General features: G+C 63.1%; 11 protein-coding genes, 1 tRNA gene and 1 pseudogene. 4 read left to right on the top strand and 9 right to left on the bottom strand.

Translation table 11 applies throughout. The features are described from left to right. Window positions 1-59: 59 nt before the first annotated feature. Together iteS and iteA are read right to left on the bottom strand one after the other, a co-directional pair. Window positions 60-2,381 carry a S8 family anti-phage peptidase IteS gene (gene iteS, locus AC6CHL_RS13055; protein ID WP_498294700.1) on the bottom strand — a complete coding sequence of 774 codons (2,322 nt, stop codon included), beginning with the start codon at window positions 2,379-2,381 and terminating at the stop codon, window positions 60-62. Further along, complete coding sequence (gene iteA, locus AC6CHL_RS13050; RefSeq protein ID WP_498294698.1) at window positions 2,335-3,531, bottom strand: anti-phage ATPase IteA; 1,197 nt, start codon at window positions 3,529-3,531, stop codon at window positions 2,335-2,337. Before iteA ends, iteS begins: the two co-directional genes overlap by 47 nt. 577 nt (window positions 3,532-4,108) lie before the next feature. Between iteA and AC6CHL_RS13045 the strand changes: the two are divergent. Continuing rightward, window positions 4,109-4,399 (top strand): annotated as a pseudogene (locus AC6CHL_RS13045) (lytic polysaccharide monooxygenase); the annotation flags it as partial. Between the two features lie 244 nt (window positions 4,400-4,643). Beyond that, the gene (locus tag AC6CHL_RS13040; RefSeq protein ID WP_498294696.1) at window positions 4,644-5,693 is read left to right on the top strand and encodes a hypothetical protein; all 1,050 of its coding nucleotides are present in this window, start codon (window positions 4,644-4,646) and stop codon (window positions 5,691-5,693) included. Window positions 5,694-6,099: 406 nt separating this feature from the next. Here the strand turns inward: AC6CHL_RS13040 and AC6CHL_RS13035 are convergent, their stop codons facing one another. The 5 genes from AC6CHL_RS13035 to birA form a co-directional block, all read right to left on the bottom strand. Further along, on the bottom strand, window positions 6,100-7,389 hold the full coding sequence (locus tag AC6CHL_RS13035; RefSeq protein ID WP_498294694.1) for a tyrosine-type recombinase/integrase: 1,290 nt from the start codon (window positions 7,387-7,389) through the stop codon (window positions 6,100-6,102). Between the two features lie 173 nt (window positions 7,390-7,562). Beyond that, window positions 7,563-7,638, bottom strand: a tRNA-Thr gene (locus AC6CHL_RS13030). Between the two features lie 16 nt (window positions 7,639-7,654). Next, window positions 7,655-8,491, bottom strand: coding sequence for an SPOR domain-containing protein (locus tag AC6CHL_RS13025; protein WP_498294692.1), 837 nt, complete (start codon window positions 8,489-8,491; stop codon window positions 7,655-7,657). Between the two features lie 9 nt (window positions 8,492-8,500). After that, window positions 8,501-9,238, bottom strand: a complete 738-nt coding sequence (locus AC6CHL_RS13020) for a type III pantothenate kinase (RefSeq protein ID WP_498294690.1) — start codon at window positions 9,236-9,238, stop codon at window positions 8,501-8,503. Further along, complete coding sequence (gene birA / locus AC6CHL_RS13015) at window positions 9,235-10,200, bottom strand: bifunctional biotin--[acetyl-CoA-carboxylase] ligase/biotin operon repressor BirA (RefSeq protein ID WP_498294688.1); 966 nt, start codon at window positions 10,198-10,200, stop codon at window positions 9,235-9,237. The genes AC6CHL_RS13020 and birA overlap by 4 nt, the downstream gene beginning before the upstream one ends. A 130-nt stretch (window positions 10,201-10,330) precedes the next feature. On the opposite strand from birA, the gene AC6CHL_RS13010 reads away from it, so the two are divergent. Both AC6CHL_RS13010 and AC6CHL_RS13005 read left to right on the top strand, forming a co-directional pair. Then, the gene (locus AC6CHL_RS13010) at window positions 10,331-10,603 is read left to right on the top strand and encodes a hypothetical protein (RefSeq protein WP_038692631.1); all 273 of its coding nucleotides are present in this window, start codon (window positions 10,331-10,333) and stop codon (window positions 10,601-10,603) included. Window positions 10,604-10,611: 8 nt separating this feature from the next. Then, window positions 10,612-11,391 carry a M90 family metallopeptidase gene (locus AC6CHL_RS13005; RefSeq protein ID WP_498294686.1) on the top strand — a complete coding sequence of 260 codons (780 nt, stop codon included), beginning with the start codon at window positions 10,612-10,614 and terminating at the stop codon, window positions 11,389-11,391. Between the two features lie 158 nt (window positions 11,392-11,549). Here AC6CHL_RS13005 and AC6CHL_RS13000 read toward each other — a convergent pair whose 3' ends face one another. Continuing rightward, the gene (locus AC6CHL_RS13000) at window positions 11,550-12,974 is read right to left on the bottom strand and encodes an ATP-binding protein (protein WP_038692635.1); all 1,425 of its coding nucleotides are present in this window, start codon (window positions 12,972-12,974) and stop codon (window positions 11,550-11,552) included. Between the two features lie 23 nt (window positions 12,975-12,997). Continuing rightward, complete coding sequence (locus tag AC6CHL_RS12995; protein ID WP_038691087.1) at window positions 12,998-13,681, bottom strand: response regulator transcription factor; 684 nt, start codon at window positions 13,679-13,681, stop codon at window positions 12,998-13,000. Between the last annotated feature and the right edge of the window lie 70 nt (window positions 13,682-13,751).

The following is a 13,751-nucleotide window of genomic DNA, read 5'->3' as shown; positions in this document are numbered from 1 at the left end:
GTTCTTACGGCGGCTGTGGAGGCGTTCGGTGTCGCCGATGCGTGGAGCGCCTGAGCAAATCAGGAGGTGACGTTGATCGGGACAGTGAGTGGGAGCTGCTGAGTAAGCCAGTTCGCCGATGCAAGCGCGCGCGCTCCCTCGTTGTAGATGTCTGCGCTGTCACTGAGGGAGCGAAGAGTGACAATTATCACTGCGCGCATTGGATCCTGCGCCGGTGGCTCATTCGCCCGCCGCATCATGCTTGCCTGAAGCGTCCAGTTCGAACCACTCACTCCTGAGAAGACCTTTCGATGGCTCTTCACTGGGGACCACTTCCCACCGTGCTCGACCTGCGCGCTCTCCAAGCCGTCGCTACCCTGTTCCCATTTCATGGGCGCGCGTCCTCGGAACTGTAGGGCCCCGTCTTCATCAGGCTCTAGTGTGCCGAAGCCAACTTCAAGGTTCGCTCTAACGTACTCCGCTCCTGCAGAAGCATCGACCGGAGGCGAGTAGACCGCAGTTATGACCACTTCACCGGTCAACTTGCCGGCGACCAACATTGATGCAGGAATCGGGTACCGATCCTTTCGCCACTTAGTTCCCGTGATCAGGTCGACCTCAAATACAAGTGTGAAGCTGTTTGAGCTGTCATAGAGAACTGCCAATGGGTCACTGGGCACTCCCGCGCCGAAGTAGCGGCGCTCCTCCGGCGGTCGCACTGGCGAGGAGAGCTCGGCACTGTGAATAAGTAGCGCCTTGATCAGGGCAGGGGAAGGAACAAGTCCGTGCTGACGTCCACCGTGACCTAGTGCATTCCAGGTCTGTGCGGCCATTGCCGAGACAAGAGGGGCCGCAAAGCTTGTGCCTACGTTCCTTAGAACCCCATTGTTCGGCGCCAAGACCTTGATTCCTAGCGCGCCGGCTGTCCAAGGCGACTCAAGCCCTCCGCCCACGTGCACGATGTCAGGTTTTGGCGTAAAGACTGGACCTGGGCCGCGACGACTATAGTTGGCCGGCTCACCGATAGCGACGAAGGATGCAGGGCTCTCCAGATGTGCTACGGCGCCAACTGTGAGGGACCGGATTGAGTCTGCCGGGCTCGATATCCGGTCTGCCAAGCCTCCAGCACAGGGCCAGCCGCGATGGGGCAAGTCGAGGTAGTTCCCCGCGGCAACTACGAATAGAACGTTGTGCCTGTCGCTCAGCGCGTCGAGCTCTTGAGCGAACTCACTGAATCCTGTGTCTCCGATGCCAGTTGATGAGCCCAGTGACAGGTTCCAGACCCGGATGTCGGGTCGATTGATCAATGCTGATCGCAGCCGTTGAATAAGGTCACCGACATTCGCACTTGTAGACTCCAGCCCACACACGTCGTGCACACGGCAACCGGTGGAAGGGATTTGAGCATGCTGCTCGTTCAGTCCACGCGCGTCGGCGATCAGAGAGGCGACCATCGTACCGTGCTCGTAGTTGGTATCTACACTAGTTACGAAGGTCTCGGTTGAGGACACCCACGGTGCAAGTAGCGTTGCTGCGGGGTGAACACCGGTATCGAAGACGCCTACGATAGGAGCGTCCTGAGATGGTTCTCGTTCAAACGTGCTTCCTGAGGGGGACACGGAAACATATCCGTCCGGTTCCACGGATGCCTTTGGCTCAGGCTGGACCGATCTCACTCCCGGGAATGAAATAACCGCGTCGAGCGTTTCGTCGGACAGTGTTCCGCCGGCATCGACCACGTAGATCGGAGGCCCCTTGATCTGGTCCAGAACAAAGCCTGTAGCATTTCCGGCGTTGAGCTCTGCGTCGAGCGCCGCGACTACCGCTGCTTGAATCTGCGGATCCTGATACTTGAAGAGCTTGATCCAGATGCGGCCATTCGCACGCAGGCGATTTCGGACAACCGCAGAGGACGCTGTTTTAAGTGAGGTGGGCAGCCTTGACTGAGCCGTCCACGGTTCAACCTCACTGACCGCGCTCAGATTCGCACGGATTGCCTTGGTGTTACGGGAGGAGACTGCATGCCTAAGAAGCACCATCTTGCTTGGCGTCGCCTCTACGAGCATCTCCTGCATCCCGGCGTGGCCGATGACACTCATGTCCGCTTCCGCGGCCAGCGCCAGAGGACGATGGCTCTTGGCAATCGCCTCCGGCCGGAGGCGCAGTGTCAGAACAGTGGGGATCCCAGGATAGCGAGTCGCATTGGCGGCAACGATCTCTCCTGCGGCAAGGACCGTCTCATTCAGACGCGCCCGATAGGCATCGTCTACCTCACAGAACTCCCTGCCCCCTCCGCCGGCCACCTCCGTGCCAAAAACGTCACCGGGCGAGAAAGGAACGTGGAAGAACGGATTGTCACGTCGGGGCTTGGGCAGCCTCGTCGCCTTCGTATCGCGCGGCATCTTCCTTATGCTCCTTGAGTATGTTGTTGATTTTTCTCGTAGTCACGCCGTAGTGCCGCGCGAGTTCTCTCACAGAAAAACGGCGCGCATCCCAATTGCGTAGCCAGCGGACTTCATCATCTATCGATGTCAGGCTATTACCTTGCATAAGCGCCATGGCCAATGCCAGTCGACGATGGGTCTCCCCCTCATCGACTGTCGGCAGGCGAGCGAGTACAGCGTGGCGCTTTGCATCCAAGCAGACCTGTTCAATTAGAGAACCTGTAGCGCCAGCGGATCGGCGCGCAAGCGCATCCAGGTCCAATGTAGAGGAGGTGAAGTTGGTAAGGTATCGTCGCCAAAGATCCTCGCGCAATTTCGCGTCCGGCAACGGCATCGGCAGTTGAAAAGCGAACCGTCTCCATACCGCCGGATCAAGCAAGCGCTCGTGATTGGTTGCCGCAACGACTACTGTGCTCGGCTCAAGCGCGTCGATGTTCTGCAGCAGTGAAACTACAACTCGCTGCAACTCGCCCACATCCCGCTCGCTTCCCCGCGCAGATGCTAAAGCATCTACCTCGTCGAGGAAGAGGACCGCCGGACCGCTCTGGGCGTACTCAAATACACGGCGCAGATTCTTGCTGGTCTGCCCCAACAGGCTACTTATCAGCGTATCGCACCGTACGGTCAGGAGCGGCAACCCCAGCTTTGCAGCAATCCAGTGGGCCGTCTGGGTCTTTCCGGTTCCAGGCGGCCCGTAGATGAGCAAACGAGGCGGCACGGCGGCCCCAGCTCTTGCGAGAACGTCGTAGTGACGGGACGCGTCAAGCAAGTCCTCAACCCGGCGCTCCACACCAGTTGGCAGGGCCAGAAAGACATCTGCGGGAGACGACCTACTGTAATCAATCGTGTGAAGTCGGCTCTCGCCGTCCACGGGCAGCTGCCCAGTGCCACCAGGTGAGGCAGCATCCTGAGCACTGGCCAGCGCCTTCGGGGCGCGGATCAGCCGCTGTCGCACCAAGCTCGCCTGCTCTCGCTCGCCGGCTGACTCCAGCTTTTCAGCCAGAAGCCCCGCGTAGCTGGATGCCATCGTGGCATTAGCCTTCAAGGCGCCATCGAGGATCTTTAGTACTTCAGATAGAAATTCCACGTGCAAGCCGACCTGTGCCAAGGCGGGCTCAATATACGCGATTTTCGTCGCACAGACAGTGCATTTCGAATCATATGCGTCCAATTCCGTCTCAAACCGACGGCTTTTCGTCCCCCGAGACCAAGGGCTGTCGCGAAATGATCGCCTTAGCTGGCAATGTAGTGTGGACCACCGAAGTGCGCCGCACGCTCCAGTATCCGAAGCGCCCTGGCGATTGCCCTGTCGTCCCGCAGCCTTGCAGCTGCCTCCGTGACTACGCATTGAGTTCGGTCAAGCGGGTCTACTCTGGAGAAGGGCTTCATCAACGTCTACCCCCGTCTTTATTGGGCTTCAAGAGACCCGCGAGGGCATCGCTCTCCTTGCATGGCGACGATGGTTTGCGGCGGCGATCTTGGTGCAGTTTTAGGCTCGTCTCGACGCAGCCAGTCAGGCCAGATCGTTCGGCGCCTTCATTTCTAAGGAGATTTTTGTCCAGCGGCGGCTAGGCCTGATTGGCGCTGAGACGACCAAGCCTCCTGCCGCGGGCAACCATCCATGCACTCCTTACACGCTGGGCGAGCTTCTTTGCTGATTTCATCACTAGTCCCTCTATGAGCGGGTAGCGTCGGCCACCGAAAATCGCGTGTATCTCAAGCCCGGCAATCGCTCCCAACTTGAAACCAAAGCTCCTTGAACTGGTCCGATTGATCCGCCGCCGGTGGGTGACCACGACTACGTGTATCCCGATGGTATTGGCAGCTATAAGCCCGGCGAGACAGTTGTGAAGGGTACTGATGGCAAGCTCTACGCGCGCCGCCCCTTAGCGGAAGGAGCGTGGTGCAACATAAACGCCGACGCTTATCGTCTTGGTACCGGCCATGCAAGGCGAGATGCGTGGGTGCTGTACTGATCTAGGTTTGCAGTCGGCGGCTATCGCCGTCGACTGCCATTCTCGCGAGCTGCCCAAAGAGAGCACGGGCTAGATCACGCCGGACGACTCGAATTCCAGAAAAAAATGGCCTGCTAGGCGACTACTCACACCGGCACCCGTTTGGACCCATGATCCATCTAATTCAGCAAGTTAGGCATGTCTAGAATTGCACGGCGGGCATGAGCGAGAATTGTCTCCTTCGAATACCTTCTTGGAACCAATCATGGAAGACCGCTTGAGAATGGGAACACTCAACCGGACGCAATGGTCTATTGCTGTAGCTCAGTTCTTCGAGAGATTTTCGCGTCTAGAGATTTCAATCGACGAGATCAACTCCGCCATCTCTGCAATTGGTGGCGGCTACGCTGGGTCCAAACGCCAGATGAGCGCGCCTAGCGCCAGCTGGCTACACCATCCTCTTGAGAGACGCATTGACAAGGTTACTTCCAAGCTGAATCGACTGAACGCATCTGCACAGTCTGATCGTTGGACTAGCGTCAGCCAGCAATTGGAAAAAGCGAGGTCCCAGGTCGATGTGCGCAATACTCTCTCCCACGGCTTCCTAGCCGCGAACGCGGCACGCAATGGACCTGGAGGATACGTAGTCGTAAGTAGGGCTCTGCGGAATGAGTCAGGCGATCTGCTTCAGGAGCAAAAAGTCGTCCGATGTAGTGATGTCCAGGAGGGAGCTCTGAAGCTCATGGAGATCTCTGAGCATCTATCCAAAGTCATCCGAGAGTTGCTCAAGGAGGGAGCTGTTTTCGATGAGAGACCGCCCCCCCCCTCTACCACATGGCAGCAGAACGAACGCCTTTCTAGGCTATCTATGGCTCTTGGGAGGTTCTTCATCGAGATGAACTTCATAGACATGATGCTCTTCTCCGTCTACGAATCTGTGCTGGGGATAACTTGGTCTACTCAGAACGAGAGGCCCAAGAACTTGTCTGGCAAGCACCTCGATAGCATCACATTGACTGAGGTTTGCTCCGACCTCAGAGCAAATCTCCCGCTTGAAGATGAGTTCAGCCATCTACGGAATGTGATCTCAGAGATTTCGGAAACTAAGCTCATCGAGGACAGAAATATGCTCAGCCACGCAAGGCTTTGCTATCTTGAGCAAAGCGGCGGTGCGCTTTCACTCACCGCTGTGAGGCGAACGCGAAAAGGCGTGGAGCTTCGTTCCGAGATCGAGGTTTGCAATGTGATTGCCCGCAGCATCAAGCTATCAGACGATCTGTCAGAGACACTTGCCTGCACACCACGGTTAATGTGAGAGCGGAGCCAGAAGTCCTTCTATCCAATTCGATTCGACTTCCAAGTCATGCAATCAGCGTGGACGGATCTGTAGTAGCGACCGCCAGTGCGCAAACAGCCAATGCAGCTTAGATCACACTGGTCGTTGAGGCCGAAAAGCTCGATTCTTCAATCCGCTGAACTTGTCATACCATGCGGGGGCGATGCCTGCGCCAATGAGCGCGGGCAGTCACAACAGGCTTCTTCCGCGCGGCGGCAGGGCGGATGGCAATGCTGGAACTTCACCACGCCAACGACCAGGTACGGGCGGATGGCGAGGAACAGGCGACCTCGGCGAAGGTGCCAGCGAAGAGATGATGCTGGCCTGCCAAGGTTTGGCGAATAGGTGGAGTGGTGGGCGCCGAGGGGGAACATCGCTCCAAGCGTCACCGGCGCAGGAGATTAGGGCTGATCCGCACATGTGGCTGCGCTGTCACCGTTGCCCGGGCAATCTGGCGAATCATCGGCGAGACACGGCCTTTTGGTCCGAACCGGTTGTCGATCAGTCGAAGGCGCCGTGGATAGCCTTCGCGCATGACCAGATAGACGGCTGACACGAGGGTGCCTCGCTTGTACATGAAGTCGTCGTACACGATCTCGTCCACTTCACTCAGCATGACGGTGTGCCAGCGATGCAAGGTGCCAAAGTTGTGATATCTCAGGGTACCTGCCGCCTCGTCCAACTCCACACGCTGCCAAGCCATTGGCCCACCTACCACGCCCAGCAGCACTGCAGCGGCAAGCGCCCCCATTGGAACGACCCACCAGGGTTCACTTTGCGATGAAGTGCGCATCCAACCGACAAAGGCACCGCCAGCTGCCCCGAGCCACAGAAGCAGTAGCACCTGACTCTTTTCCGTACGATAGCGACGAATCGAACTATCACCCCTGTGGACACGGCGGCCGCTCACCGCCCCCCACTCCGCCTTCCTCAATTCGCCTGGGCGGGCGAACACCAGCGGCGCGAATCTGAGGGCGCACAGGGTCGTAAGCTGTCCCGAATATCCGTCAATCGCCCGCAGTAGCTCTCCAATCTTTGCTGGATCTGTGATCGAGGCGTAGTGACGGTTCTTTGCGGTCTTCAACGCCCCTCGCAGGGCTGCAGTAGGGTCCCGATCAAGCCGACCGGTTGCCACTGCGTAGCGAAACACCTGGCCGCAGATCTGGCGCAGTCGTTGGGTCGACTCAATCTTGTCCTGTGCCTCAAGCCGGCGCAGAACTGACAGAACCTCTGCGGTGCTGATGTCCTCGATTGCGCGCTTGCCCAGCCATGGGAACGCGTATGTCTCAAGCATCCACTTGGCCTTGGACCGTGTGCTTTCTGCCAGATCCCCCTTTGTCTCAAGCCACTCAAGGGCCACAGCTCCGAAGCGACCATCTACCGACAGCTGGGCCTTGAGCTTGCCCAGCTGCTTCTCCTCGGACGGATCCTTGCCGTCTCTCAGCTGCGCGCGCGCGGCGTCGCGCTTGTCACATGCCTCCTTCAGGGTCACCTCCGGGTAGACCCCGATGGAGAGCAACTTCTCCTTGCCCGCATGGCGGTACTTCATTCGCCAGTAGCGATTCGCATTGGGCATGACCTGCAGGTAGAGCCCTGCTCCTGCTGCAAGCTTGTAGGGCTTCTCCTTGCCCTTCGCATTCCTTGCAGCCATATCCGTCAACGACTTATGGGCCATTGGGGGTACATCCTCCTATCCATCTTGCTTGATTCCCCATGTACCCCCAATTGCACCCCCAGTCTGGGTGGATGCTCATGGACGGCCGGGGACAAAAAAGCACAAAAAAACCCGCTATTTCAGCGGGTTGATTGTGCACCGTGGACATCCGTGGATGCCAGTGGATCGGAAGATGGTGCCGCTTATCCGAATCGAACGGATGACCTACTGTTTACAAGACAGTTGCTCTACCAACTGAGCTAAAGCGGCATGGCCCGCGGGAATTCTAACGCACCCGCGCGCAGTCCAGCGAGCGTTGCTGGGCTGCACCGCTGCGCTGCCGGGCGACGCTGGCATCGGCCGGGGGCGCCAGGGTCGCGTCCAGCCACCATTGCGCGCTGCCGTCGCCACCGCTGGCGATCAGACGGGCGTTGAAGCCGGCGGCACTCAGCGCGGCCATGCGGCGTTCGGCGCCCTCGCGGTTGCGGTACTGGCCCAGGGCAATGGCGTTGGCCTCTTCCCCATTGGCGATGATGTAGTAATCGCTCAGCCCGGCGGCGACGATGCGCTTGACCGTGGCCTGGGCGTCTTCGCGGCTGGCGGCCGCGGGCAGCACCACCCGGTAGCGGGTGGCCCCGGCATCGGCCACTTCACGCAGGCGCGCGCCACGCAGCGTACCGCCGGCTTTGGCCTGCGCGGCCTGGGCCGCGGCGCGGTCGGTGAACGGGCCCAGGCTCACGCACTGGGCGGGCGCGGTAGGCACGGGGGCAGGAGCTTGGACTGCGGCCGCTGCGGGCGCAGGCGCGGGCGGCGCGGCGGCGGGCGCAGGCGCCACCGCCGTGGCGGCGGGTGATTCGGCGGCCGGTGCCGGCGCCTGGGCAGCAGCTGGCGGTGGCGGCAAGGGGGCCGGCGTCACGTCATCCAGCGCCGCGGCAGCGGGCGTGCCGGCAGCGGCAGTGGCAGTGCTCGTGGGCGCGTTGGCATGGGCGGGCAGCAGCTGCAACTGGGCCACGCCGGTGGTCGGCGGCGGCGGCGCAGGCGCCGGTTCGCCCCGCAACATCCACCACAACGCCACCCCCAGGTTGAGGATGGCCAGCACGACGATCAGGGCACGGGTCAGCATGCGGCGATCCTACCGTGTGCCTGCCGGCTGATGCACGGCCCAGCGCGCCAGGCCGTCGAGCACCAGCGCAGGCTGGTAGTGCGCATCCTCCAGCAGCGGCATCAGCGCGGGCGCGCCGCCGCCATGCACCAGCAGCGCCGGCACGTGTCCCAGCAGCCGGGTCGCCTGTGCGCGGCTGCGTTCAATCAGGGCCACCGCTGCACCGTCGCAACCGGAGGCGAGCGCGTCGGCCGTGTCATTGGCGAACTCGCTGTAGTCACCGCCGGTGGCCGGCAACTGCACCGCGCGCGCATGCAGCGCTTCGCGCATGGTCGTGGGCGATGCGGCGATGCGGCCGCCGTGGTGCAGTCCGTCGGCGTCCAGCAGGTCGATGGTCAACGCGGTGCCCACCCCGGCCACCACCACCGCTTCGCCGCGCTCGGCGGCGGCCAGCAGCGCCAGGAAGCGGTCCACGCCGAACTTCGCCGGGTCGGCATAGGCCACCTGCACACCCGCACAGCGCGCCTGGGTGCGGGCCACCCGCACCTCGCGGAAACGGCCCTGCAGGATCGCCAGCATGCTGCGGGTCAGGGTAGGCGCGGCGACGCTGGCCACGTAGGCCACATCGCCACTGGGCAATGCCTGCAACTGCTCGGCGGGCATGGTCTCGGCACCGTGCGGCCAGGCCTGCACATCGCCGGCGCGCACACCCTGCAGCGGCGCGAATTTGAACCGGGAATTGCCGAGGTCGAACAACCAGTCGCTCATTGCGCCCTCACGCTGACTTCGCCGGCATGCACGTGCTGCTCCACGCCGTCGATGCGCACGCGCAGCGCGCCATCGTCGGCCAACCCCAGCGCGGTACCTTCGCGCCATTGCCCGCCCTGCTCGACGCGCACGGTCTGGCCGCGCAGCAGATCCAGTTCGGCATAGCGCGGCAGGAACGGCGCCAGGCCTTCGGCATCAAACGTCTCCAGCGCGGGCAACAGCCGCGCCAGCACCGCCGCAACCACTGTATTGCGGTCCACCGGCGCGCCGGCCAGCGTGTCCAGGTCGATCCAGGGCTGGGTGATCTGGTCGGCGAAGGCGGCCGGCATGTGCACATTGATACCGATACCGATCACCGCCCGCGCGGGCCCGGCATATTCGCCACCGCCCTCGGCGAGCAGCCCCACCAGCTTGCGCCCGTCGACCATCAGGTCGTTGGGCCACTTCAGCCGCGCCTGCACATAGCCCAGGTCGTGCAGTGCTTCGGCCACCGCGATGCCGGCCACCAGGCTCAGGCCGCTCAGGCGCACCAGCCCGCCAGAGAACAGCCGCAGCACCGACAGGTACACATGCGCGGCCAACGGCGAGGCCCAGGTGCGGCCGCGCCGACCCCGGCCGCCGGTCTGGCGTTCGGCCAGCAGGACGCGAACGCCCTGTTCAGGCGCGCTGCACCGCAGCAATTCGGCGTTGGTGGAGTCCACCGTCCACGCCACCTGCAGGTCGCGCACCAGGGCCTGGGCGTCCTTCGGCAAGCGGGCGCGGATGGCATCGGCGTCCAGCAGGTCCATCGGCCGGGTCAGGCCGTAGCCTTCGCCCGCGCGCCCCTCCACTTCGACCCCGGCGGCTCTAAGTCCTTGAATCCGCTTCCAAATCGCGGCCCGGGTCACGCCCAGCTCATGGGCCAGGGCGTCGCCGGACAGGCGCCCGGCGCCCAGTTTGGCCAGCAGTTGGCGGTCGTCCACGGCAGCTTCCATCAGGTGATCGGCAAAAGTATGCGGGAAAGCCCCGCCGCTTGCCTGCCGGGCGGGGTTCCAATCACGGCCCTGAATCGGGCTAGAATCGAAGACTGACCCGCCCTTCCGGATGTCGACGATGCGCCCGTTCGCCCATTGCCTGATCCTGCTGATGGCCCCCTTGGCCGCGCATGCTTCCGATGCGCTGACCAGCACGGGGCGGGGCGGCTGCGTGTATTCGCCGGCCGAAAGCGAGCGCACCGCACCGGCGGCGGCACCTGCCGCACGCGCACCGGCCGTGAAGCCGAGCGCGGCCAGCGGCACCAGTAGTGGCGGTGGCGGCGACGACGACGTCCTGCCGCGCCTGCGCGCGCCGAAGTGGCACAGCTTCCTGCCGGGCATGTTCCGCTGATCGAACGTATGTGGGGTTGGCTGCGGCGCACGCCGCGCGCGATTGATCCGGTCCTGTGGCAGCGCAGCTGCCAGCGTGGCCCGTGGCTGCAGGGGCTGGACGCACCACGCCGCGACCGACTGGCCGGCCTGGCTGTGCGCTTCCTGCATGAAAAAACCATCAGCCCGGTGGGTGGCCTGGTTCTGGATGACAGCGATGCGGTCCTGCTGGCCGCGCTGTGCTGCCTGCCGCTGCTGGAACTGGGCGAGGTAGGCCTGCGCGGCTGGTCGCAACTGATCGTGTATCCGGACGCGTTCCGCGTACAGCGCAGCCACGTGGACGCGGCCGGCGTGCTGCACCAGTGGGACGACGAGCTGATTGGCGAATCGTGGGACAGCGGTCCGCTGATTCTGTCCTGGGCCGATATCCAGGCCGATATCGCCGATCCGCATGCGGGCTACTGCGTGGCCGTGCATGAGATGGCGCACAAGATCGATGCGCTCGATGGGGCGATCGACGGCACCCCGCCGCTGCCGCGCGACTGGCAGCGCGAATGGGCGAAGGATTTCCAGGCGGCGTATGACAGGTTCTGCGCCCAGGTGGACCGTGGCCGGGAGACGCTGATCGACCCGTATGCGGCGGAAGCGCCCGAAGAGTTCTTCGCGGTGGCGACCGAATACCACTTTTCTGCGCCGGATCTGTTGGCGCAGGAGATGCCGGGCGTGGCCGCGCATCTGCGTCGGTTTTATGGGGCTTCGCCGGGATTGCCGGGTACCGACCAACGGTCGGTGCCTACCGCGGTGCGCTGATCGTTTTTCGTACCGACCAACGGTCGGTACCTACCGTGGGATGTTGGGGGATTTTCGTACCGGCCCCGTGCTTGGCGCGTTGGCCATGTCCAGTAGGCATCGACCGTTGGTCGATGCATTGCCGGCACCCGCGGTAATCGCTCGCAACCGCGCGGCGATCACGGCCCCGGCGGCAGCTTCACTTCGAACCGCGCACCACCCAGCTCGGGCGAGCGCTTGACCTGCAGTTCGCCGCGGTAATCCTTGATCAGGTCCTGCACGATCGAAAGGCCGATGCCATGGCCCTGCACACGCTCGTCGCCGCGGACGCCACGCTGCAGCACCTTGGCGATGTCTTCCGGGGCGATGCCCGGGCCGTCGTCGTCCACCGACAGCACCAGCCCGGCGCGGCGTGCGCCCGGGGCCGGCAACGGCTTGGCGGTGAGCAGCACGCGGCGCTTGGCCCACTTGAAGGCGTTTTCCAGCAGGTTGCCGAGCAGTTCCTGCAGGTCGCCCGGCTCACCGTGGAAGCGCGCGCCTTCGTCGATATCGAATTCGCACAGCACGCCCTTGCCGGCGTACACCTTCTCCAGCCCGCGCACGATTTCCTCGGCGTTGGACTCGATCGGCAGCGGTGCCGAGAACAACTTGTGCCCCGACGAGGCCGCACGCGCCAGCTGGTAGGACACCAGGTTGTTCATGCGCCGCAGCTGCACGTCGAACTCCTGGCGCAGGTCCTGGTCCTGCGCGCCGCTGTCGAGCTGCGTACGCAGCACCGCCAGGGGTGTTTTCAGGCTGTGCGCAAGATCGGCCAGGGTGTTGCGCTGGCGCTCGAGATTCTCGCGCTCACTTTCAATGAAGGCGTTGATGCTGTCGGTCAGCGGTTCCAGCTCGCGCGGATGGCGCTCGCTCATGCGCTCGGTCTCGCCGCGCTGCACCTTGGTCAACTCGGTGATCACGCGCCGCATCGGGCGCAGGCTCCACTGCAGAATCACCGTCTGCAGCATCAGCAGGATCAAGCCGGCGCCGCCCATCCAGAACCAGACGCGGCCGCGGAACACGCGCAGCTGCGCGCCAAGCGCGCGCGAGTCTTCCATCACGTAGATGGTGTACGGGAATTCAGTGGCCGGGTCGGCGTCGGCATCCCACACCAGGCCCAGCCCGTAGCGGTACACCGAGCCTTGGCTGCCATCGATCTGGATCATCGGCAGCGGGCCCTCGAACACCTCCTGTCGCGGGGCCAGCAGGCCACCGCCCACGGTGGGCAGCATCGGGCCTTCGGCGGACATCGAGTTGCCCTTGCCGCCGGGCATCACCACCTGCAGGTACAGACCGCTGCCGGGCACGTCGAAACGTGGATCCGGCGGCTGTTCGCGGATGTACAGCGAGCGGTCGCGGGTGAAGTCGATGCCGGCCGCATAGGCGGTGGCATAGTTCTTCAGCCGCTCGCGCAGGTTGGCGCGCGCGGTGTCGGCGAAGGCCGCATCCAGCGCGTAGCCGGCGATGGCCAGAAACGCGACCAGGCCGACCGAGGCGGCCAGCAGCTGGCGCGCCTGCAATGAGCGCGGCCGCCAGCGTTTAAAGAACCACAGACGGCCTGACATCATCCCTTCGCCCGGCTAGCGGCTCAGCCCTCGTTGCGCGGAATGGCGAAGCGGTAGCCCCGGCCACGCACGGTTTCGATCGGCTTGAGTTCACCGTCGGCATCGAGCTTCTTGCGAAGGCGGCCGATGAACACTTCCAGCACGTTGGAGTCGCGGTCGAAATCCTGCTGGTAGATGTGTTCGGTGAGGTCGGCCTTGGAGACCAGTTCACCGGCATGCATCATCAGGTATTCCAGCACCTTGTACTCGTAGCTGGTGAGGTCCACGTTGCTGCCGCTGACGCTGACCGTCTGCGCGGCAAGATCCAGCGCAACCGGCCCGCATTCCAGCGTGGGCTTGCTCCAGCCAGCGGCACGGCGCAGCAGCGCATTGACGCGGGCCAGCAGTTCCTCGACATGGAACGGCTTGACCAGGTAATCGTCGGCGCCCTGCTTGAGCCCTTCGACCTTGTCCTGCCAGCTCGAGCGTGCGGTAAGGATCAGCACGGGGAATTTCTTGCCCTCATCGCGCAGCGCCTTGATCAGTTCCATGCCCGACATCTTGGGCAGGCCGAGATCGATGATGCCAACGTCGAACGGCACTTCGCGGCCCATGTACAGACCTTCCTCACCGTCCTGCGCAGCGTCGACGGCAAAACCTTCGCGCTTGAGCCGGGCGGCCAGGGTTTCCCGCAGCGGGGCTTCGTCTTCGACCAGAAGGATACGCATGAACTCTCCCTAGTGTCCTGGGTATGGCCGGGGGCCAGTGGAATACAGTTGATTACGACAACTATCCCTG

Source organism: Stenotrophomonas sp. GQ19, assembly GCF_059758695.1.
Note: the sequence above shows the minus strand (reverse complement) of the source record. Positions and strands in the feature narration are given on the sequence as shown.

Excerpts from the sequence above, each read along its gene's own strand:
- AC6CHL_RS13040 (WP_498294696.1), top strand. The coding sequence starts at position 4,644 with ATGGAAGACCGCTTGAGAATGGGAACACTCAACCGGACGCAATGGTCT.
- AC6CHL_RS13025 (WP_498294692.1), bottom strand. The coding sequence starts at position 8,491 with ATGCTGACCCGTGCCCTGATCGTCGTGCTGGCCATCCTCAACCTGGGG.
- AC6CHL_RS13035 (WP_498294694.1), bottom strand. The coding sequence starts at position 7,389 with ATGGCCCATAAGTCGTTGACGGATATGGCTGCAAGGAATGCGAAGGGC.
- AC6CHL_RS13020 (WP_498294690.1), bottom strand. The coding sequence starts at position 9,238 with ATGAGCGACTGGTTGTTCGACCTCGGCAATTCCCGGTTCAAATTCGCG.
- AC6CHL_RS13000 (WP_038692635.1), bottom strand. The coding sequence starts at position 12,974 with ATGTCAGGCCGTCTGTGGTTCTTTAAACGCTGGCGGCCGCGCTCATTG.
- AC6CHL_RS13005 (WP_498294686.1), top strand. The coding sequence starts at position 10,612 with ATGTGGGGTTGGCTGCGGCGCACGCCGCGCGCGATTGATCCGGTCCTG.
- iteS (WP_498294700.1), bottom strand. The coding sequence starts at position 2,381 with ATGCCGCGCGATACGAAGGCGACGAGGCTGCCCAAGCCCCGACGTGAC.
- AC6CHL_RS13010 (WP_038692631.1), top strand. The coding sequence starts at position 10,331 with ATGCGCCCGTTCGCCCATTGCCTGATCCTGCTGATGGCCCCCTTGGCC.
- AC6CHL_RS12995 (WP_038691087.1), bottom strand. The coding sequence starts at position 13,681 with ATGCGTATCCTTCTGGTCGAAGACGAAGCCCCGCTGCGGGAAACCCTG.